The organism is Veillonella parvula (assembly GCF_032550495.1).
GTDB classification, from domain to species: domain Bacteria; phylum Bacillota; class Negativicutes; order Veillonellales; family Veillonellaceae; genus Veillonella; species Veillonella parvula_G.
The window spans coordinates 1-23,266 of record NZ_JAWFZJ010000006.1 but is presented as its reverse complement, the minus strand read 5'-3'; the positions used below and the strand labels follow the sequence as shown (position 1 = coordinate 23,266).

16 protein-coding genes, 3 tRNA genes, 1 rRNA gene, 1 pseudogene and 1 riboswitch are annotated in these 23,266 nt (G+C 39.7%); of the genes and pseudogenes, 2 read left to right on the top strand and 19 right to left on the bottom strand.

What is annotated here, in order from left to right; all coding sequences use genetic code 11:
- Nucleotides 1-398 precede the first annotated feature (398 nt).
- The 4 genes from E6X37_RS09745 to E6X37_RS09730 form a co-directional block, all read right to left on the bottom strand.
- Nucleotides 399-1,397 (bottom strand): inorganic phosphate transporter, encoded by a 999-nt coding sequence (locus E6X37_RS09745; protein ID WP_008601598.1) that lies wholly within the window; start codon nt 1,395-1,397, stop codon nt 399-401.
- Nucleotides 1,390-2,019 carry a DUF47 domain-containing protein gene (locus tag E6X37_RS09740; protein WP_004697557.1) on the bottom strand — a complete coding sequence of 210 codons (630 nt, stop codon included), beginning with the start codon at nt 2,017-2,019 and terminating at the stop codon, nt 1,390-1,392. The genes E6X37_RS09745 and E6X37_RS09740 overlap by 8 nt, the downstream gene beginning before the upstream one ends.
- Before the next feature lie 271 nt (nt 2,020-2,290).
- Entirely contained in the window at nt 2,291-3,760 is a 1,470-nt protein-coding gene (locus E6X37_RS09735; RefSeq protein ID WP_316689765.1) for a [FeFe] hydrogenase, group A, read from the bottom strand.
- 132 nt (nt 3,761-3,892) lie between these two features.
- Entirely contained in the window at nt 3,893-5,908 is a 2,016-nt protein-coding gene (locus E6X37_RS09730) for an ABC-F family ATP-binding cassette domain-containing protein (protein WP_316689764.1), read from the bottom strand.
- Nucleotides 5,909-6,020: 112 nt separating this feature from the next.
- Here E6X37_RS09730 and E6X37_RS09725 point away from each other — a divergent pair, with 112 nt between their 5' ends.
- Nucleotides 6,021-6,341 (top strand): hypothetical protein, encoded by a 321-nt coding sequence (locus E6X37_RS09725; protein WP_004697549.1) that lies wholly within the window; start codon nt 6,021-6,023, stop codon nt 6,339-6,341.
- Between the two features lie 43 nt (nt 6,342-6,384).
- On the opposite strand, the gene E6X37_RS09720 is transcribed toward E6X37_RS09725, so the two are convergent.
- From E6X37_RS09720 to E6X37_RS09670, 12 genes and pseudogenes are all read right to left on the bottom strand, one after another.
- Nucleotides 6,385-7,539 (bottom strand): MGDG synthase family glycosyltransferase, encoded by a 1,155-nt coding sequence (locus tag E6X37_RS09720; RefSeq protein WP_004697560.1) that lies wholly within the window; start codon nt 7,537-7,539, stop codon nt 6,385-6,387.
- An 82-nt stretch (nt 7,540-7,621) separates the two neighbouring features.
- On the bottom strand, nt 7,622-7,921 hold the full coding sequence (locus E6X37_RS09715; RefSeq protein WP_004696710.1) for an HU family DNA-binding protein: 300 nt from the start codon (nt 7,919-7,921) through the stop codon (nt 7,622-7,624).
- A gap of 51 nt (nt 7,922-7,972) precedes the next feature.
- A complete protein-coding gene (gene mazG / locus E6X37_RS09710; RefSeq protein WP_195213059.1) occupies nt 7,973-8,743 on the bottom strand; it encodes a nucleoside triphosphate pyrophosphohydrolase in 771 nt (256 codons plus the stop codon).
- On the bottom strand, nt 8,727-10,334 hold the full coding sequence (locus tag E6X37_RS09705) for a putative polysaccharide biosynthesis protein (RefSeq protein WP_195213058.1): 1,608 nt from the start codon (nt 10,332-10,334) through the stop codon (nt 8,727-8,729). Before E6X37_RS09705 ends, mazG begins: the two co-directional genes overlap by 17 nt.
- On the bottom strand, nt 10,331-13,627 hold the full coding sequence (mfd, locus tag E6X37_RS09700; RefSeq protein WP_316689763.1) for a transcription-repair coupling factor: 3,297 nt from the start codon (nt 13,625-13,627) through the stop codon (nt 10,331-10,333). The genes E6X37_RS09705 and mfd overlap by 4 nt, the downstream gene beginning before the upstream one ends.
- Before the next feature lie 188 nt (nt 13,628-13,815).
- Nucleotides 13,816-13,900, bottom strand: a tRNA-Leu gene (locus E6X37_RS09695).
- Nucleotides 13,901-14,465: 565 nt separating this feature from the next.
- Nucleotides 14,466-14,637, bottom strand: a riboswitch (cobalamin riboswitch).
- Between the two features lie 138 nt (nt 14,638-14,775).
- Nucleotides 14,776-15,891, bottom strand: coding sequence for an ABC transporter permease (locus E6X37_RS09690; RefSeq protein ID WP_316105155.1), 1,116 nt, complete (start codon nt 15,889-15,891; stop codon nt 14,776-14,778).
- Entirely contained in the window at nt 15,891-17,003 is a 1,113-nt protein-coding gene (locus tag E6X37_RS09685) for an ABC transporter permease (protein WP_195213056.1), read from the bottom strand. Before E6X37_RS09685 ends, E6X37_RS09690 begins: the two co-directional genes overlap by 1 nt.
- Complete coding sequence (locus E6X37_RS10385) at nt 17,000-17,761, bottom strand: ABC transporter ATP-binding protein (protein WP_394802678.1); 762 nt, start codon at nt 17,759-17,761, stop codon at nt 17,000-17,002. Before E6X37_RS10385 ends, E6X37_RS09685 begins: the two co-directional genes overlap by 4 nt.
- A 540-nt stretch (nt 17,762-18,301) precedes the next feature.
- Nucleotides 18,302-18,799, bottom strand: a pseudogene (locus E6X37_RS10380) (ABC transporter ATP-binding protein); the annotation flags it as partial.
- 9 nt (nt 18,800-18,808) lie between these two features.
- A complete protein-coding gene (locus E6X37_RS09675; protein WP_260447354.1) occupies nt 18,809-19,783 on the bottom strand; it encodes an efflux RND transporter periplasmic adaptor subunit in 975 nt (324 codons plus the stop codon).
- An 87-nt stretch (nt 19,784-19,870) separates the two neighbouring features.
- A complete protein-coding gene (locus tag E6X37_RS09670; protein WP_316689762.1) occupies nt 19,871-21,571 on the bottom strand; it encodes a TolC family protein in 1,701 nt (566 codons plus the stop codon).
- Between the two features lie 168 nt (nt 21,572-21,739).
- Between E6X37_RS09670 and E6X37_RS09665 the strand changes: the two genes are divergently transcribed.
- Nucleotides 21,740-22,018, top strand: a complete 279-nt coding sequence (locus tag E6X37_RS09665) for a helix-turn-helix domain-containing protein (protein ID WP_287518385.1) — start codon at nt 21,740-21,742, stop codon at nt 22,016-22,018.
- A 121-nt stretch (nt 22,019-22,139) separates the two neighbouring features.
- Here E6X37_RS09665 and E6X37_RS09660 read toward each other — a convergent pair.
- The 3 genes from E6X37_RS09660 to rrf all read right to left on the bottom strand — a co-directional run.
- Nucleotides 22,140-22,216, bottom strand: a tRNA-Arg gene (locus E6X37_RS09660).
- Between the two features lie 112 nt (nt 22,217-22,328).
- Nucleotides 22,329-22,404: transfer RNA gene (locus E6X37_RS09655), tRNA-Trp, on the bottom strand.
- A gap of 755 nt (nt 22,405-23,159) precedes the next feature.
- A 5S ribosomal RNA gene (rrf, locus tag E6X37_RS09650) occupies nt 23,160-23,266 on the bottom strand; the annotation flags it as partial.

The following is a 23,266-nucleotide window of genomic DNA, read 5'->3' as shown; positions in this document are numbered from 1 at the left end:
CTTCTACCGATAGTATAACCTCGTATACATAAGTATGCAATAGCCATTCACTTTAAACAACCTCTTAACAGCCTATAAACAAGTAATAAACTTCATTTATTAGTAAAATGCATAATCAACAAAACACATATTTATAAGTATTTTCCCCTATTCAACTTGAATTGTAACATTAATGTTGCCAAATATAGATAAATCTCTTTTATAGAATATAGTATTTACAAATCAGTTTATTTCTATATTTTTAGACTATTTAGAAACTATCACGTACATATATAGTAAATAGAATTTTAAATTAGAAAAGCAAATTATTTATAAATATGACAATATAGGAAGAATATTTTGATAAACAAAAAAGACTGCTTTTGCAGTCTTTTTTACTATAATAAAAAGTATATGAATTAGCCAAATAGTAAGTGACCTACTTCATAAGCAATAGCGGCAACGATGCCAGATAATGGAATCGTTACAAACCAAGCCATAACCATAGATCTTGCTACGCCCCAGTTAACAGCTTTAATGCGTTTAGAAGAGCCTACACCTAGTAAAGAACCACTTACTACATGTGTAGTACTTACAGGCAAATGTAAGAATGTAGCTGTAAAAATAGTAATCGCCGAGTTTAAATCAGCAGCGAACCCATTAATAGTTTCTAGTTTGAAAATCTTGGTTCCCATTGTAGAGATAATTTTCCAACCGCCTACAGCAGTACCCATAGCCATTGCAGTAGCACAACAAAGTTTTACCCAAATCGGTACATCTAATGTATCGATGAAACCACCGCTAAGTAAGGTTAATGTGATTATCCCCATCGCTTTTTGTGCATCATTAGAGCCATGAGAAAATGCCATCATAATTGCTGATACAATTTGCATGGATCTAAATCGATCATTTAAAGCAATTGGAGAAAATCTACCGAAAATAAGCAACAATACTTTCATCACAATATAGCCACCAATCATGGCTACAATCGGAGATAAAATAAGAGACAAAAAGATTTTTAAAATCCCCGCCTCATTCAATGCGTCAAATCCTACAGACCAACCCACAGCACCGATGATACCACCAATCAAAGCATGAGATGAGGAACTTGGAATTCCCCAATACCAAGTTAAAAGATTCCATGTAATGGCACCGATAAGGGCTGCAGAAATAATACCACTATCGATAAGAGATGGCGACATTACTATATCACCACCGATAGTCTTTGCAACACCTGTACTAACCATTGCACCCAAAAAATTGAGAGCAGCGGTCATCATAATTGCCTTTTTAGGCTCAATAGCTCGTGTAGAAACGGATGTGGCAATGGCATTCGCCGTATCATGAAAGCCATTGATATAGTCAAAGGCTAATGCTAAAAATACAACTAGCCATACTAAATAATGAGCATCAAGCATACTTCAATACTACCCGGCGGAATGTACCAACCAAATCTTCGCAGCCATCAATTACATCTTCCATAGCGCTAAGGATTTCCTTCCATTTGATAATTTCAATTGGATCTGTACACTCTGTAAAGAGCTTAGCCATTTCTTCATGATAAATATTATCCGCTTCAGACTCAAGTTTCAATACTTGGTGAACACGCCCCTCTACCTTCACATGATCCTTTTTAAGACTACCCATATAACCAATGGATTTGTTGATATGCTTAACGCATTTAACAACAATTTCACTCATGCGAATAGCACCATCACTTGGTTTGCCAACGTGATACATAACCATTTTATCCATGATTTCTTTGATATTATCCAATGTAGTATCCAGTTGGTCAATCAAAAGCTGAATATCCTCACGATCCATTGGAGTGATAAATGTTTTGCGCAAACGCTCTACAGTTTCATTTACTAATTCATCGGCAGCTTTTTCCTTTGTATCAATTTCAAGAAATGCCTCTTCCTTAGAGATATCCCCCTTAAACACGCGTTCCATCATTTCCGCACTTTCATAAGTTAGTGCAGCATGCTTTTCCAAAATACTGAAAAATTTTTCTTCTTTTCCTTTTAATTTAAAAGCCATGAAGATCCTCCCGAACCAGTATTGATTGCTTCTATAATAACAATTTAATTATAGCATACTACAGATAATTCCTAAACCAATTTACCAATCTCTATATTTTAACCCCTATGCGTATATGGCATATATAGAATCTACATCTGTGAAAGCTTTTATTGACTATATTTCCACTATATAAAATAGAAAAAAGCAGATAGCTGACTAACATATCAACTATCTGCTATATATTTCTTAGCTATCTTTGTGCTTTTTATTAACTAATAACCATCAACTCTTAGCTATTAGCTTCCGCCGCCGCTTTAGCCGCCTCTGCCGCCTTTTTCAAATTAGGTACGGATGTAGGGCATGTAGCAGGCGTACAAGCTCCATTAGGGCCTAAATCTTCAGAACGATTTACAAAGGTAGTATGTAACATATGATGTGCTTTGTGGCTCATTGGTTTGCCATCAAAGAACTCAGCATACAATTTTTGGATATCTGGATTATCACAAGCAGCTTTTACAGTTACTTCTGCATCGCGAGTATATAAGGAAGTAATGCGAGCTTCACGAGCTTTGTCAGCCATCGGTAATTTAACGCGTGGTTGACCACCACCACCGATACAGCCACCACGACAAGCCATTACTTCAATGAAGTCATAATGGATATTTTCTGCACGCATGCGTTCGATGAACTTACGCAAATTACCTGTACCATGAACTGCCGCTACGTGTAATGTTTTATCGCCAATCACTACGTCTGCTTCGCGAGCACCGTCCATGCCGCGAATAGCTTCGAATGGAATCAATGTTTGAGGTGCATCTTCACCTGTCGCCATCTTGTAAGCCGCACGCATAGCCGCTTCCATAACACCACCAGTGTTACCGAAAATGATACCACCACCAGAAGCTTCACCCATCAATGGGTCAAAAGCAGAATCTTCAAGATCATCAAAGTTGATTTCTTCTGCGCGCAACCATTTTGCAAGTTCCCGTGTAGTAATACAGTAGTCTGTATCGCGCATTTCTGGTGTATCCCAGTATTCCGCAGAGGAATTCATTTCATCGCGACGAATTTCAAACTTCTTAGCTGTACATGGTGTTACTGCAACAGCAACAATTTGTTTTGCATCAAGGCCCATTTTTTCAGCAAAATATGTTTTTTGTGTAGGCGCTTGCATAGCAATTGGGCTCTTAGCCGTAGATAGGTTTGGCAAGAATTCTGGATAGAATGTTTCCGCAAACTTAACCCAAGCAGGACAACAAGATGTGAATTGAGGCAATACTGCATCACTATTAATAACACGTTCTAATAACTCAGATGCTTCTTCCATGATAGTCATGTCCGCACCAAAGTTTGTATCGAGAATATAGTCGCCACCCAATTTACGAAGAGCAGCCACCATTTTACCTTCTACAAACGTACCAGCCTCAAGGCCGAATTCCTCGCCTAAACCAACACGTACAGCAGGCGCAGTTTGGAAGATGACAATTTTATTAGGGTCAGCAATAGCTGCTTTTACTTCATCAATTTCAGAACGTTCATTAATGGAATCGAATGGGCAAATAGATGCACATTGACCACAATGAATACAAATTGGATGATCCCCATTTGTTGTTAAATCATAATAATCAAATACACCCATGTCTACAGCACAAGCTTTACGACATAAGGAGCAGTTTTTACATTTAGTTAAATCTTGTACTAATGCAATATTTCCGTCTTCAATTGGTACGCGACGGTCTAAAAATTGGTACTTACTCATGAGTTCCTCCTACTTAGGTAACGTTGTTATCGTTAATCGTAGAAATTATACTATACATTGTGAGTTTTATCAATAAACTTACACGTAATTCCTTTGCATAGCAGATATTAAAAAATGGCATGATAAAAGGAATTATAGGCGTTCCTCTAATTCCATCCACCGTTCAGTGAGCGCATCTATTTGGGCCTGTGTTTCTTCTCGTTCCTCCATCAGTGACTGCATTTTTTCATAATCAGTAGCCACTTGGCTTATCATAACATCGAGGCCTTTTACTAAATGTTCTAGCTTTGGCAATTCATCCATAATTTTGGCATACTCCGCTTCCTCTGCTTTATTGAGGCCCTTCTTTAGTATTGCTTTGAAAGTATCTGTTTCACCAACAGCTACTACATTGTCATTTTCAAAGATATCTGACGTATTTGATTGATTATCAACAGAGTCATCGGTATCAGCCTCTCCACCTTCTACAGCTTGTACCACTTTGGAATTAGCCGGTATATTATCATTTGGCATATAGAATGGGCGCTTGCTGCCACTACTTTCATCAAGAGCATCCTTGTAGTCAGAATAGGAGCCATGAACGATTTCAATATGCCCATCGCCGGTAAAGACAAATAATTTATCTACTACGCGGTCTAGGAAGTACCGATCGTGACAAACTGTAATGATGACGCCACTAAAGGAGTCAAGGAAATCCTCTAATACCTCCAATGTTGGAATATCAAGATCATTCGTCGGTTCGTCCAGCAATAATACGTTAGGGGCGCTCATCAACAATTTTAAGAGGTATAAACGACGACGTTCCCCGCCAGAGAGTTTTCGAATCGGTACACCATGTAATTCTGGGGTAAAAAGGAATCGCTCAAGGATTTGTCCTGCGCTCAATGTAGATCCATCACCGAGTACCATATAAGAGTGGTCCTCACGAATATAATCGAGAACGCGCATATCTTCATCAAATTCAGGTAGCTCTTGTTTAAAATGAGCAATGCGAACGGTCTCACCTTTACCGATAGTGCCTCTCGTCGCTTCGTAGGTGCCATCAAGGATATTCATAAAGGTAGACTTACCAACACCATTGGGTCCTACTATACCGATACGATCATGGCGTACCACGTGATAGGTAAAGTCCTTAATCATAGGACGTTCATCAAAATAAAACTCTAAATGCTCAATATCAAAGATGGTTTTTCCTAAACGTGTCTTCAGCGCAATAGGATCCATTTGATCCGGACGACGGGTTTTCTCCATATTCTTTAATTTTTCGTAACGGTCAAGACGAGCCTTTTGTTTTGTAGTTCTAGCCAGAGCACCACGACGTACCCACTCGATTTCTCGTTTTAAAAATTGACGTCGTTTTTCTTCCGTAGCAGCTTCACGAGCCTCTCGATCAGCTTTCAAGGCAATAAATTCTTCATAATTGCCATCGTATTGATACATATGACGATTTGATAGCTCTAAAATACCATTACATACGGAATCGAGGAAATATCTATCATGGGTACTGATTAATAATCCTCCTTGACGTGCACTCAAATACGACTCTAGCCAATCAATACTATCTTCATCCAAATGGTTAGTCGGCTCATCTAGTAATAAAAGATCACATGGATATAGCAATGCTTGCCCCAATGCAAGACGACGCTTTTGCCCTCCTGATAACATAGCTACCTTTTGCTCCACATCAGGAAAGCCCAATTTAGATAAAATAATGCGCGCCTCTTGCTCTACCTGCCACCCATCTTGCTGATCCATTTGCTCCAATGCATTCATATAGTTGCGAGATATTTTAGCATCGTCTTTGCCAGACTCTTGCATTTGGCGATACTCACGGCTAATACGTTCAAAGGCTTTTACCATCTGTAAGCGAGGATGATCTCCATCAAGAACTGCTTCTAATAAAGTAGATTCCGCATCAAAATCAGGTGTCTGCGCTAAGTAATGGATGCTGGCCTTACCATTACGCTCAATGGTGCCTTTATCAGCTTCCATTCGGCCTGCTAATATTTTTAGAAATGTAGACTTACCCGTTCCGTTGATGCCCACAAGACCTAATCGTTTTTCCGTGGTAAAAGTCATACTCACCTCTTTAAACAGTAGCCTTGTGCCATATGATTTCTCTATGTTCTGTAAACTAATAACGTTCATATTCCGCTCCTATTTTGTAATTCTGTTATTTATTATACTACACATTACCATTGACAGTAACAGGCGCCCTCAGTAGAATAAACGTAACATATATATTCATGAGGAGGTCCACATGGCGACGGATATGGTTTTAGACTTTTATGAAAGTATCAACTTTGAACTTATCGACATTGATGGGTATGACACATTATTTACTGAGCTCTTAGAGGATGGCACGTATGCAACTGTGTCCGATGATGACGGCTATATGCTAGAGGACTTAGAGACACCAATCGTATTCAACGTATACGACGATAATGACTCCTTCCAATGGAGTGTTACCCTTGATGACTCCTACCAATTAAAAGATTTATTGGATGGTGCCGAAAGTACAGATGCTTTTTTGGCTACTTTACAAAAACTTCGACAAGAACATATTGAACAGTATCAATAGAAAAAAGCGATGGCCTTTTAGGTCATCGCTTTTTTTACGCTGATTAGCTAAGAGCCTCTTCAGCTTTTACGAGTTCATCTTGTGTACTAGCATCTAAGATTTCAATGAGACTATTTACGATATCAGCAGCCCCATCCACATGCCATTCGCGAGCACGCTCAGACATTTGTTGTAGTCGCGGAGAATTAATTAACAGTGCAGTTACCACATCTTCTAAGTTGTGAATATCACGAGCCCAGCGGGCACAACCTCGTTGCTCTAATAATTCTGCATTTGCCTCTTCCTGCCCTGGGATAGCATTAAAGAATACCATTGGCAATCCGATTGTAACAGCCTCCATACAGGTCAATGCACCAGGTTTTGTGACGAGCAAAGACGATGATTTCATGAGCTCAGAAATATTAGTAGTATAACCATATACGGTGGTCTTCGTCTTCATAGATTCACTAAGGATAACTAACGATTCATAAAGAGACGTATTTTGTCCAGCTACAACGGTAATTTCACCAATACCATTTACTTCATCTAGATGTTTTAAAGCCGTCTCAAGAGAGCCTAAACCCAAGCCACCACCCATAACAAGTACTTTCACAGGTTCCTCTAAGGTATACTCTTCAATAGCATCACGGAAAAAAGATCGACGCACTGGAATGCCAGATACATGAATACGAGATTCATCGATACCTGAAGCCACCATTTCAGGTACCATAGATTCTGTTGCAACATAATAAACATCAATCTGTGGATAGAGCCAAAACTGATGACTACTAAAATCTGTCATAATAGCTACTAGTGGTACATCTATATGACCTTGACGCTTTAAAATCGATGCCGCCCCACAAGGAAATGGATGTGTAAAAACCATTACATCTGGCTCTTCTTGTTGTACTAGTTTAAGCATGCGGCTTTTAAGTAGGTACGACAATGCGGTTTGCAAAATGGTACCTCGTTTTTCCCCTTTCGATACGCGATAAATCATATCATAGAGCATGGGGAATACGTCAATCATCTTTATATAGGTACCCTTAATTAAATGCTCTACAGACATAGTTTCTGTATCAAGAAAATCAACATGAGTAATTGATGCTTGTGGCTCTTTTTCTTTCCAATATTCTTCTATGGCTCTTGCGGCTTGCATATGTCCAGTGCCGATTGAGGCGGACACGATGAGAACCTTCCTTGATGTTTCGTTATTCATAATGCACCCTTTCTCTGTGCATTATACCATAAATAGATAAAAAAAAGAGACCTCGAAAGGTCTCTTTCACATCCAATATGGATTATTTTTTGCGTTTTTTAGCTTTTGCAGCGTTAACTTGTTCTTTCAAACCTTTACCAGCTTTGAATGCAGGAGATTTGGAAGCTGCAATTGTGATAGTTTTACCGTTTTGTGGGTTACGGCCTTCACGAGCTGCGCGTTCACGAACTTCGAAAGTACCGAAGCCGATAACTTGTACTTTGCCACCAGCTGCTAATTCTTGAGCTACTGTGTCAAATACAGCTTTTACTGCTTTTTCAGCATCTTTTTTAGTTAATTCAGTTTTTTGTGCAACACTTGCGATTAATTCTGTTTTGTTCATGACAGAACCTCCTTAAAATTACAATACCTTAGAAGTGTATAAACCTCTAGGTTACTTTTCCTGCACTTTAGCCTCCTCCCAAAAAGCATCGAGCTCAGCTAATGAAAAGTCTTCCCATGAGCGATCGCTTTGGTTAACACAAGCTTCTACATGTAAAAAACGCTGTCGGAACTTTGTGTTTGTGCGATTTAGTGCATTTTCACCGCTTATTTTATACCATCTGAATAGATTAATCAAGGAAAAAAGCACATCTCCTGCTTCTTTTTCCATATTTTCTCTATTATTTTGGTCAATAGCCTCCTTAAATTCCCCCATTTCTTCGGAAACTTTAGCCCAAACAGGATCAAGCTCATCCCAGTCAAATCCTAGCTTTGCAGCCTTTTCTTGGAGCTTATAAGCCGCCATTAAAGCAGGTAAACTTTTCGATACACCATCCAATACAGAATTTTGAATATTTTTCTTTTCTTGTGCCTTTAATTCATCCCAAGTGTATGATTTTTCATCATTTCCTGGGCTAAAAACACGAGGATGACGACGAATCATTTTTTCAGCGACATCATTAATTACGTCTTGAAGTGTAAAATGACCAGCCTCCTCTGCCAATTGACTGTGAAAGACAACTTGCAATAATACATCACCTAACTCTTCACGAAGATTTGGCATATCTTTATTATCAATGGCATCTACCACCTCGTAAGTCTCTTCTATAAAATAGCGGCGTAAAGATTCATGCGTTTGCTTTTGATCCCAAGGACAGCCATTTGGTGCACGCAAAGTTTTCACTACATCGACTAAAGGTTGAATATCAATATTGTTCTTCATATAGCTTTGCTTCCTCCCTATTGCGTCGAGCTTGTAAGCGCTTGCCTATGATTGGGAAATGGTAAATATCATCTTTTACGACAGCTTTAGTAAGCCATAACGATAAACCATATACAAAAATAGCCACTACAATTGCTGCAGCCACAGCGCCACCATTGCCTAATAAATCAACAGTGCTCACATAGATGACTTGTGTAGCACCGCCCATGGCCATGGCAGATACTATTATTTTTAATAACTCTAATGTGTTCAGTACCGAACCTACATATCTTTTTACAAAAATATAGTTAATAAGCGCTGCAATAGCAAAGTTTAAATTCGTCGCCCAAGCTGCACCATTAATGCCCAACTCAACACTGCCTGTCAACTCATAATCTAAGAATGTCTTCACTAATAAGCCGATAAAAATCGACACCATAGGAATTACTGTCCTTCCTAACCCTTGTAAAACACCTGCAGTAACCTGCTGCCAACCGAGGAACACAATACTCAAGCTAATAACAGCAATAACAGGCCCTGCGTGGGGTGTTGCATATATTAATTGCGATATTGGCGTAGCTAGTACACAGAGACCAATACAGGCTGGAATCGTAAACATATTAGCAATTTTAATCGCCGTTTCCGCCCGTTTCACGATGCGATGTACATCACCTTGAGTATGTGCCTCAGATACGGCTGGTACAAGACTAGCGGCTAAGGATGTAGTTAGAATGATCGGCAACCCAATCAGAGATGTTGCCATACCCGTCAGATAACCAAATTGTGTGGTTGCTTCATTGAGATAGTATCCAATATCCATCAATCGTTTCGGAACTATAAATGTATCAATGAGTGATACCATGGGAAGCATGATATTCGCCATAGAAACCGGTATGGCAAGACTAAACAATCGTTTAACTACGGTGCCGTTACTTTCACAAATGGCATTAGAATTCTGTTGTAAAAGCATCTTCTCTCGAATATTGCGTTGTCGGTAGTAAAAATAAATTAATACAAGTAACCCCGCCAATACGCCTGGGAATGTAGCAAAGGTCGCACCACCTGCCGCTAAATGGAGTCCACGATCAATGAAGTAGTATGCCAAACCTACCATAGATGACACACGAAAAATCTGTTCAAATACTTGACTCGTACCAGTAGGCACCATATATTGGAAACCTTGGAAATACCCTCTAAAACAGCTCAGGATGGTCACTACAAAAATGGCTGGAGATAATAGCTGAATAGCAATTAAAGCACGTGGATCGCTGATGATTTGATTATCTACGAGCCATTGCGCACTTCCATATAAGGCCAAACTGAATACCAGCCCTAATATAGCGAGTACCCTCAAAGATACGGAAAATACTTGTTGTACGCCTCGCATATCATCATTAGCAAGTTTCTCTGCAATCATAATAGATATGGCTACAGGAATACCTGCCGCAGAAATACTAACGATAATTTGATAGATTGGATAGGCCATCATATATAGGCCAATTCCTTCACCACCTAAGATTCGTGCGATAAGAACCTTACTAAACGCACCGATGACCTTCACGATAATACCGGCTAAGGTCAAAATCATGGCACCCTTTAAAAATCGATTCATAGGCCCTCCTTAGTCGGTGACTTGTGGCTAAGAGCCTTTATCACCGCTTCCGTAATGGTCAAAATAGAACCTTTCATACCATTAAGGCTCACATATAATGTGGCTGGTTTGGTATCCATAAACTTCATTTTTTTCCATAAATCTTCTGGTACAGCCCCCATATCCCAATCGGCCATTTTAGAATCGTCATGCCAATGGATAGTGAGTTGCTTATCTCTACGGACGATACTCTTAATGCCCAGTAGACGTGCTTGCTCCTTAATTTGAGCAATGCGCAACAAACGGTCTACTGGATCGGTTGGTGTACCGAAGCGATCAATGAGCTCATCCGTCATATCGTCGAGTTGCTCTTTAGATTTAATATGTAACAATCGTTGGTATACAGAAATCTTACGAGCACTATCTTTGATATACGCATCGTCAATAAACGCATCTACCTCTAAGTCGATAGCTGGATCAATGGATACATCTCGCTCAACTTCTTTATTTTGAGCCTTTGCAATCGCCTCTTCTAACATACTCACGTACATGCCAAAGCCGACAGATGCGATATTACCATGTTGCTGTGAACCTAATAGATTACCGGCACCGCGAATCTCTAAATCTCGCATGGCTAACTTAAATCCTGCGCCGAGCTCAGTGAACTCCTCTATGGCTTTCAAACGCTTTTCAGCTGCCTCTGAAAGTATTTTATCTGGCCGATACATAAAGTATGCATAAGCACGTCTACGAGAACGGCCTACACGCCCTCGCATTTGGTATAGCTGAGATAAACCTAAACGATCCGCATCATAAATGATGATAGTATTGGCGTTAGGAATATCTAAGCCGGTTTCAATGATACTCGTGGACAAGAGCACATCATAATGACCTTCATAGAAATCGGTCATAATCTCCTCAATTTGACGGCCTGTCATCTGTCCATGAGCAACAGCATAACGCAAGCCAGGCAATGCGGATTCTAATAGTTCTCCCATGTGATTAATGGATGCGACACGGTTATATACGAAATAGACCTGTCCACCTCTTGCAAGTTCTCGTTTGATAGCATCTGCTATGAGATTCATATCGTATTCCACCACATAGGTTTGAACAGGCAATCGCTCCTCTGGCGGAGTATTGATAACAGACATTTCTCGAACGCCAACGAGGGACATATGTAAAGTCCGCGGAATCGGTGTAGCACTCAAAGTCAGTACATCGATATTGCTAGCCCACTCTTTCCACTTTTCTTTTTGTGCTACCCCAAAACGTTGCTCCTCGTCTACAACAAGCATTCCTAAGTCTTTGAATACCACCTTTTTGTTAAGTAATGAATGGGTTCCAATGAGAATATCAATAGATCCATCCTCTACGCCTTTAAGAATTTGTTTTTTCTCTGATGTAGTTCGGAATCGATTAAGCACATCTACTTTAACCCCGAATGGAGCAAATCGATTTAAAAAGGTTTGGAAATGTTGCTGTGCTAATACCGTGGTCGGTACAAGTACCGCTACTTGTTTACCGCTCATAACGGCCTTAAAAATGGCACGCATAGCCACTTCCGTTTTACCAAAGCCTACATCACCAGCGAGCAGGCGATCCATAGGAACAGGTCGTTCCATAGATTCTTTAATTTCCGCCGTAGCCTGTAACTGGTCTTCCGTCTCCTCATATGGGAACGCATCTTCAAACTCTTGCTGCCATGGTTGATCCGGCAAGAATGCAAAGCCTTCTGTGATTTCTCGTTGTGCATATATCTCAACGAGCTTATCTGCCAAATCATCAATGGATTTTTTTGCCTTTGTAACAACTTTAGCCCAGTCACGGCCACCCATCTTATGAATACGAGGCACATCACCTTCATTGCCGATGTATTTTTGTAACTGATCTAAATTATTTGCAGGTAAGAACAATTTATCCATTCCAGCATAAGCGATTTCAATATAGTCCCGATGGATGCCTTCCGTTTCTATCGTTTTAAGACCAATATACTTACCGATACCGTGCATACTATGTACAACATAGTCACCAGGGGTTAAATCCGTGAAATAATTGATCTCTTGGCCCTTTTTAGGTTTGGTGCGAAGCTTGCGCTTTTGTTGTCCGTAAATATTGCCTTCTACGACTACTACTAAATGACTATTTGGCAATTCAAAACCATCTGTTAATAATCCTTTTAAAATAACGACAGTGTTCGGCTTTGCTATCCATGTATCACTATGAGTAAATGCAATATTTTCCCCTTCAAGGGCACGCTCAATACCTTCTCGTCGTTGCTGATTATTTAATACTAGTACTACTTGGTGATTTAAACGATGCCATTGCTTTATTTCATCTGTTAATAGGGGAATTTGACGCTCAAAGCTCGTCATCGTCTTCCCTTGAATACCAATAGGGTTAAATCCAGTGAGACCAATAGAACGTTGTTGCATAAATGTGAAAGCCACTTGATTCACAGAATCTACAGTGCGTTGTAGTTCATTCCAATCACAATGATTTTTCCGATGTGTAGGATCTTCCTTAAGGAATTTCTTTAATGCTTCTTGAATACGACCTGGCTCGTCATAAATTAGAGTGCCCTCTTTCACATAAGATAATAAAGTACTTTCCGCATCACTTTTACCAAGAAAGAAAGGAGTTACCGTATAGGATTCGATTTGCTCAATAGAGCGTTGATTCTCAACGGAGAAGAAACGCAATGTGTCGATTTCATCACCAAAAAACTCAATGCGAATCGGATGCTCACTATTAACAGGATATATATCTAAGATATCCCCCCGCACGGCAAAATGACCACGTTGTTCCACCTGGTCTACGCGTTCATATCCAATTGTTACGAGCTGTTCAAGGGCTACATCACGTTCAATTGCATCATTTAAAGCAAAATGCAACGATTGTCCCTTTAAGTAATGAGGAGATACAACATACTGTGTAACCTCTTCAGCATTGGCAATGACTACTGCCGGCTCTTGCCACGCCAACAGTGCTAATGCTCGCATCTGCGCACCTTGGTCTTCAAGACTGCGAGCCACAGTCGTAAAGTCTACATGATCTGTTGTAGGAAATGATAAGACTGGTACATTAGGCATGAAAAAAGCTAAGTCCCGTTCCCACATCTCCTTATGGTCCTTATCATGGACTACGATGACTACAGGTTTTGTAAGACCTGCAGAAAAAGATTGACTTAAGAGGAAACTCTTTTGAGATCCGCTAAGACCATATATGACTGACTTCCCCTTTCGCTGAAATGCGTTTAGCCCATCCACAAAGGATGGGTTCTGTGAAAGCAGTTTTGTTAATGTATTATCCATACTGCACCATATAGTATTACTATGATTGTATTATTTAAATAGTTCTAACTCATTTATTATAACATAATAACGTAGTAGTTAAATCTGTACCTATCTTCCTATCAAATTATATGTGTTTATCGATATAAATATCCAAGTTAATACTTAATTTAGGCAAAAAAAATACACCTCTAAAGGTGCAATAAAGTTGGTGCGGGAGAAGGGACTTGAACCCCCACGCCGTAAGGCGCCAGATCCTAAGTCTGGTGCGTCTGCCAATTCCGCCACTCCCGCGTCTCAACTGAAATAATAATATCATGTATGGAATTCATCGTCAATCATTTTTTTATAAATGACATAAAATTCATACATCGAAAAATATATTCCAAGGAAAATAACTATCTAAACCTTACAATTTACGTAAACCTAAAACAAATTCTAAATCTAAAAACTCTTAACTCTACAATTGTATATATATTAACGCTTAACGCCTCATCTAAACCTTAACGCTACAGGTCTCAATCTAAAAGGTCTTACCGATAATTAATATTTGCAAAATAAAAAGAGACTGACCCAGAATCCGAACTACTAGAACCCTGGGTCAGCCTCTTTTTTAGGATGATGATGAATAAATGCATGCCCTACATTTACCATAAAATATATTAACAGTCATAACATATGCCATGCTGGTAATACCAATAAGGTAATCCACCATGACCATAGCACGACATTTAGGTCGTATAGAACTAAAATCTAAATCAAATATAATGCAATTTAGATCCAATAGAACTAAAAAATCCTTTTTACGGGTACGTAAAAAGGAGCTATTAACTTCTCCTCCCTATCTCTCGTAGGTCAAATGGTGAATGTTGAATAGGCAGTTCTCCTGACTCGGCGTCATCGCTCATCTAGCCTTCCCAGTTTCCCAGTGACTTAATTTAGACTCGCTCGACCATACAGTGGCGGGACCGTGCTGGCATTTAACCAGCTTCTCTATTATGCTTTTCAGCACCTATTCCCAAATATGATATTTTCTATGCCTTTATTCTAACAGTCTACATTCATTTAGTCAATACGGCAGTAGCATATTTATTAATAAAAAAATGCTATATAGGTCTGCCGTATTGTTCTAACAAAATATAAAAAGTTTAACGATCTAATCATTAGCTTTATCCAACGCGATTTCTAAATAGCCATCCTGCTATGGACATGCTTATAACGGTTAGGATAATCATAGGAATAAAATTAAACCAAATATCCGTCAATCCTGCACCTTCTAGATAAATCCTGCGCATTGCCTCAACAGAAAACCGCATAGGATTTCCATATGTAAGATATTGCAATATTTTCGGCATATTATGTACAGGTGTGATTAATCCGGACAATAAGGCTAGTGGAAAAAGAAAGACAAAAACATATACGAGAACTTGCTGCATATTTTTTGCAATAGCCGAAATAGATAACCCCAATCCAATGCTACTACTTATAAACGTAAACAACACGGCATACACAAGAAATATATTGCCCCGAAATGGAACTTTAAACCAAAACATGGCTATTAATAACAATACAGTACTTTGAAACAGTCCTATTAACATGGGTGGTATAGACTTTGCAACCAAAATTTGCATAGATGATACGGGCGTTACCAATAATTGATCAAAGGTCCCCTGCTCTCGTTCTCGTGCCACAGATAGCCCCCCCAACATGATAACTTGTGTCATACTGATCAATATAACGAGACCTGTCAAGAAAGTCCAGGAAGACTGCTGATTTTCATTGTACCAGGTACGAGATTCAATCGTGATTCCCTTATGCTCAACACCTAACCAAGTCTGATTGAATTGAGAAATGATTTGCCCCATATAGGCTGTGGCAAGACCTGAAGTCATTGTATTCGTTCCATTTACAATAACAGTAATAGATGCAGGTTGTTTATGCTTTAAGTTTTCTTCAAAATCCTGAGGTATGATAACCGCCATAATAACCTTGTTGGAGTCTATTAATGGTGCGATTATATCCGGAGAGTTCGCAGATTGATACAGTTCAAAAACACCGGATGAATTAATAGTCGATTCTAATGCAGCTGCGGTCTGCGTATGACTTTCATCAATCAATACATAGGGAACCTTGTTGAGATTATAGGTTGCGGCATAACCGAAGAGAAACCCTTGAATAATAACCGGTAACAGTAAGATTATACGAGTTTTCGGATCTTTAAAGGTGGCTAATAGCTCTTTCCATATGATGGAGACAATTTGATTCCAATACAGGCGCCAATTCATTATTCCACCTTCTTCCGCGTAATATAAATTGTCAATATTGTAAAGCAAATAGCAAACCCCGATAATACGGCACTATTTTTAATAATCAAATACCAGTTATTTCCACCTAGGAACAATGATTTCAGCAATTCTAAAAAATATGTAGGAGGTAAAAGCCGTGAAATATATTGAATCACCACAGGTTGTGAATGTGGATCAAATAAAAACCCCGTCAATATCAACGCCGGTAAAAAACTGGTAAGTAACGCCATTTGACAAGCTAAGAACTGTTTCTTCGTAAACGCAGATATAAGTAGTCCCATATTTAAGGAAACAATCAAATACAATGTGGACACGATGCAGATGATCCATAAGGAACCACGCATAGGTACTTCATAAAAGAAATACGAAACACCGAGGCAAAACAACAGCCCCAACATGGCCAATACATAATAAGGCACTACCTTAGCCAAAATAATTTCAATAGGCTTAACTGGTGTAACGAATAAAGCCTCAAAAGTACCACGTTCCCATTCTCTAGCCATAACGACAGCCGTAAGAAAAACGGATACAATCGTCATGATAATCATGATGAGTCCAGGAATCAAAAACCAGGTACTTGTATTTGCCTCATTAAACCACATGCGAGGGTTCATTGTTATATATCCACCACGTAGCATAAACGGAATATTCTTAACGGCCCATAAGTTAATAGCTGAGTTTACATAACTTTCTATACTCATCGCTACCGAAGTATCGACACCATAGTAAATCCCCTGCACTTTCCCTTGTCCACGCATAATTTGATCAGAAAAGTCCTGTGGAATCACCAATATGGCATCTACCTTTCGTTTTTCCATCAATAATTCCGCCGTTTTTCTATCGCGAACCGCTATAGGTTGAAAGTACTCAGAGCCGTATAAGGAGTCATACACACTCTGGGTCATAGAATCTTGCCGTTCCATAACCACTGCTATCGGCACGTGTTTAACATCCAAAGTAACCCCTGAGCCGATGAGGATGATAAGTAGTATAGGTAGCACAACACCCAACAAAATAGTGCTAGGGTCGCGCAATACTTGTAAGGTCTCCTTGTATACCAATGAGGAAAACCGTCTTATAAATCCGTTCATACGTTATCCTCCTGTTCCCGTTTTTCCAGTATGACGGAGATAAACGCTTCATCCATAGTACAATTCTCATCGCCGGCAATCCGTCTAACTTCATCAGGTGTTCCCAGTACAACGAGTTTCCCTGCATCCTGAATCATAATACGGTCACAGTATTCCGATTCATCCATAAAATGAGTCGTAATAATAATCGTTGTTCCTCGCTTTGATAAAGAAGTAATCTGTCGCCAGAAATTACGCCGCGTAAGAGGATCAATACCACTTGTGGGCTCATCCAAGAAAAGAATTTTTGGCTCATGCATTAAGGCAGCCGCCATGGACAAGCGCTGGTTATAACCACCAGGCAAATCACCGGCTATCATATCGCGCACATCATTTAGACGAAACTCCTTGATAACAGCTTCTATTCGATCATCCTTTTTTTGACCGTACAAACCGTACACACCAGAAAAAAATTCCAGATTTTCCATAACGGACAAGTTGCCATACAAAGAAAAATTTTGCGCTACATAGCCAAAATTGCTTCTTGCCGCCGTACGAGATTTAACGACATCAACGCCAGCTACGCGTAAATCACCGCTCGTTACAGGTAATAAGCCACACAACATACGAAATGTCGTCGTCTTGCCAGCTCCGTTTGGTCCAAGCAATCCGAATACTTCTCCGCGCTGCACCGTAAATGATGTATTAGCTACCGCCGTAAAATCACCGAATGTTCTCACCAAATGAGATACAGAAATTTCTATTGGACGCTCAACCATTTCATTTGGGGACAACAAACGCTTTCGTTCTTTCTCTATCGCACTTTCATCCAAATCCATATCGATAGCATCTAAAAGGGAAGTCCTCTGTTTCGAAGTAAACTCATCCTCTTTTAACAGCATCATAAAGGTATCTTCCAAACGGCTTTGAACTGATTGTTCCTCCATACCGTACTCGCTAAGCCAAGGAATCGAAAGCATTTCTTTCGTTTTTATATATCGTACGGTACCAGCCTCCGGAACTGCATCTGCCACGCATTTTCTATCATCCATCAATGCAGCCTGTACATTTCGCATGCTCAATGACTTCGGAATTTTTACCTGAAAGCATCGCCCCTCAGACATTTGAGTCAATTCATTCGGTGTCCCAGTTGCTAAAAACCGCCCCTTATTGAGGACAAAAACATCTTTACAACGCTCCGCCTCGTCTAAGTATGCAGTACTAACAAGTACGCTGATTCCATCTGTACGTACTAACGACTCTAAAATTTCCCATAACTCCCGCCTTGAAAATGGATCGACCCCTACGGTAGGCTCATCAAGCAATAATAACTCTGGAGAACGCACCAAGGTACAGGCTAAACTAAGCTTTTGCTTCATACCGCCCGACAATTTACCGGCTTGACGCTTCGTAAATTTTGCTAGTCCCGTCATATGCAGTAATTTTTCAAACCGCTCCATTCTCACACTCAAAGGAATTCCGTGTAAATCTGCATAGAGATTCATGTTTTCACTGACCGATAACTCCTCATAAAGACCAAACTTCTGAGGCATATAACTGAGTCTATCTTGAACTGCCTGTGAATGTACTTTCACATCCATTCCGAGGACATCTAAAGAACCAGCCGTGGCATCCAATAAACCAGCTATCAGACGAATCAAAGTCGTTTTTCCCGCCCCATCTGGCCCAACCAACGCAGTTAAACAGCCTTTCCGAATTTTAAAATCCAAATGGTCCAATGCTATTATAGGATCAGCTCCAACAATGGGAAATTCTTTATATAATTGTGACGCTTTGATTGCATATACATCATTCACCGCACACCTCTATATATCAATGGAAACAGTGGCAGGCATTCCTAAACGAAGGCGATTATTCGGGTCATCCACATATACCCGCACTTCATACACAAGGGTAGTACGCACATCTTCCGTTTCTACCGATTTAGGGGTAAATTCCGCTACGGAAGAAATATATCCGATTGTTCCGTGAATCGGTTCGTTCTTATATGTATCCGTTGTTACATTTGCTGCCATACCATTATAAATTTTCCCTAAATCTCGTTCGTTCACATATACACGAACCCACTTTTTGGTATTCTCAGCCAACTTGAATACAGGTGTACTCGGTGAAGCCATATCACCGACCTGTAATAATCGGGCCGTTATAACACCGTCTATAGGAGCCGTTAATACAGTTTGGTTTAACAAAAACTCCTGACGGGCCAATTCACTTTTCATCGAATCCAATTGTGCTTGGGCCTGTGCTATATCTTCCTGTCTTGGCCCTGCGACAGCTAAATTGTATGCTTGCTGAGCCTCATTTAATTTGGCTTCCGATACTTTCACCTTCGCCTGTATATCATCTACAGACTGTCGACTGACGGCCTTACCATTTGAAGCATTATATGATTTTTGTAACTTCTCTGCTTCTTGTTTCGATTGCGCTAACGCAGCTTCTGCAGATGTAACTCTTGCCGATGCTTGACCGATTTCTTCTGGTCTACTGCCGGCCTGCAACTTGGCCACTATAGCTTCCTGTGCTGCAATGCTAGCCTTAGCCTGCTGTACAGCAAGATTTAATTCATCAGAATGTAAATACCCCAAAATCTGCCCTTGGCTCACGACCGCACCTTCATCCACTAACAGGTTGGCAATCCGATCACTTCCCCGAAATGCAACATTCACTTCCCGCAGATTTACATTACCTTGTAACACGATGTGATGAGAGGCCATGTACGCTTCGTATTGATTATAAGCATAATATCCTACGCCACCCAAAATTATCAGAAAAGCAATCATTATACCTACGCACTTTTTTTTATTATTCGCCATCCAACGTTTAAGGACATCAAGTTTCTCTTTCATAATCATTCCCCGTTTCTCACACTATTTCTTAGCATGCGAGTCCGCCTCTGCCTCCTGATCCATGTCCATGGCTTCCCAACCACCGCCTAAGGATTTGAATAAACGAACGGTATCAGCAAACTCTTGCCCCCGACTCATGATATATTGCCGCCTTACAGACAATACATTTCTTCGTGCATCAAGAACACTTAAGTAATCGCTAAGACCGGAGTCAAAATTGGTTTGCGCCAAAGATTCTGCTTGCTGTGCAGATTCTACAGCAGATTTCAATTCCTCAGACTTAATATGATCCTGAGATGCATCCGTTACCGCATTTCGGACCTCCCCTACAGCTTTCAAAACAGTCTCTTCGTAAAGTGCCAAGTATTCCTGTTCCTTTTCTGTTTGTACCTTTATATTCTTACGAATAGCACCGGCATTGAAAATAGGCATAGTGATAGATGGTCCTATTCCTATCATTTTACCGATAGCCGAAATAAGACCTCCCGATGAAAACGACTCCAAGCCTATACTGCCATTTAGTGAAAATCTAGGCTTAAGGTCAGCCTTTGCAGCCTTGGTTTTCTGTTGTTGCGCCGCAATACGTCTTTCCGCCGCCTGAATATCAGGCCGTTGTCGTAAAGCTTCCGCCGGTATGCCGATAAACATGTGTGGATCCACCGTAGGTAATGAAGTATTTTCCATCAATAACCCGTCAATCTCGCCTGGAACTGTTCCTGTCAATATAGAAAGAGCAGACATTGTGGAAGCTATATTTTTCTTTAATGAAGGAATCTCCGCTTGAGTCTGAGATAATGCATATGTAGCCTGTTGTACAGGTAATTCGTTGATAATACCAGACTGATAATTTATCTTAATCAGTTCCAACGCTTCCTGCTGACGCTTCACATCCTCTTCCGTTATGCGCAATTGCTCCTGTAAAGTTCTTAACGACATATACTGTAATGCTGTTTCCGCGCTCAATGATACCCAGGTGGAATATAAATCCGCCTGTGATGCTTGTAACGAATTCGATGCAGCTCGTGATTTTGCTTTTTGTCTCCCGAATATATCAATTTCCCATCGCGCATCAATTCCTAATTTACCGGTTTCTACATTTCTCGTCATCTTATCAGGTATAGGCAAATTCTTTATCGCTTCTCGGTCCGAATCCCATTCGCCCTGACCTCTATTAGCCGACCATGAACCGGAAGCATCTAGCCAAGGTAATCGCTGTGCTTCAGCAATACCCAACTGTAACCGCCCTTGTCTAACTCGAGAACGAGCCAACTCTAACTGCCGATTATTTTTGAGGGTCAAATCAATTAATTGATCCAATACAGAATCGTTAAAAACCTTCCACCAGTGGGCTAATTCTTCTTCACTGACTGCTTTTCCTTCTACAACCTCATACGGTAACGGATGTTTTCCCGCTTCTTCTACCCAAGAATGTTCATTTAATTCTTTAGTTGCTTTTTGTTTCTCTGAAAGCTTAGGCTCTTCAGCAGCAGTGCTCTTTTTCTTCTTTTTTTTGCCATCCTTGTAATACGATGCAATAACAGGACTGCCTTGGTCAGAATCGTCAACAGTTTTTTCAGACCTATGCTGTACTGTCGTATTATCTCGACTCATTCGATTCGCATCGCCGTTTGATTGACTAAAACTGACGCCCGCGCTAGCACTCCAAGCCCCTAATGCTAAACATATATAAACAATTAAAAGTTGTTTTCTATTCGTCTTCATAGCAAACCTCTTTTCATTTCCATATATATCAGTATCATTGTATGTTCATCTTATAATATAAAACCATTATGTATCAATAATATGAAGTATCATTTTAATCTAACTTGAGTTTTATCAAACTTTCACATAAAATAAAAATGTATTAATATAATTCAAGTGGAGGCGATTATGTATATCGGTGAAATCATTAAAAGCTATCGCGAAAAACATAATATGACGGTTGAAGAATTTGCAAATAAATCGAGTCTAAGTCAAACAGAAATCAACCAATTGGAAGAATTATTTCAAAACGATGGAACGACACCTCATCCTGTTGCAATGCGACAAATTAAAGCTATAGCTGAAGCCATCGGACAGCCAATCCCCATCATTATGAATCTTATTTCTGCAGATCAAGAAATCGTCGTTAACGTAGTAGCTGAATCAGATCAGCCACATGCGAAATAATCAGACTTAGTCTATTAAATAAAGATCATTAGCTCATAAAAGGACCCTACATAAATATGTAGAGTCCTTTATATACATATAAAAAAATAAAAAAGCACCACATTACTGTGATGCTTTAATTTGGTGACCCAGAAGGGATTCGAACCCCTGGCCTTTTGATTCGTAGTCAAACGCTCTATCCAGCTGAGCTACTGAGTCATGTACAAGGTACTCACTTATATTAACATAATGATTGCAGCTACGCAAGCATTTTTTAATATTTTTCGAGTAATTTTATGGACATGCGGTCCGAAGACCGCAATCCAAAGTTTGGCAGGGGCAGTAGGACTTGAACCCACAACCAACGGTTTTGGAGACCGCTACTCTACCAATTGAGCTATACCCCTATGTTCATCAAGCTTTGCTTGATACTTGATTAGTTTAACAAATATTACATACTCTGTCAAGAAATAAAGGCCTTTTAATCGATAAAATAATAGTGATTATTAAAGGAAAAGAGCCCTTTCTCAAGGGCTCTTATGTCTACCTAACTTTTACCTTTATATATACGGGAGATGGTATATATAATTAGAGAGTTTTGTATATGTATTGTTTTGTTTATACACAGGGAGAGTATTGTTGTGTATTTAAGTGTTGTTTTATGTGTTGTATTGTTTTGTGTTGTTTGTATTATTTGTAAAAGGGACAGGTAAAAGTTATTAGTAGTAGACCTCCATTTCCTTAGTTGATCTCAATCAACTATAGCTAGTATATAGATAATTCGTGAAAACATAGTGAAAGTGATATGAAATATAATCAAAACGAGTAATTTTTGGTACATTTTGGTATATTATTAAATATCAGAAAAATATCTACAACGCACGTATTTACTAGGTTAAACAGAGATCTATATAAAATAGTGATAATTCTATGCATGAATAGAATATGTAATAAATAGTAATTATTAAAATTTATAATTGAACCTCCATTAATTATTTATTATCAATTAATTGATAATATAATTAAAAAATAATGAACTAAGCGATGCAGTGAATCTGTCGTCGTTTCACTCCTCCATCTTCTACTGCCCTGCTTACCAGGTCCCCTGGGAGGATAGGAAGCCATACAAAAAAAAGACACACCCTCAAGTGTGCCTTTAATCAATCAGCAGCTTCCTATCCTCCCAGGCCGTCTCCAGCCAAGTACTTTCGGCGTTTATGAGCTTAACTACTGTGTTCGAGATGGGAACAGGTGGATCCTCATAGCCAT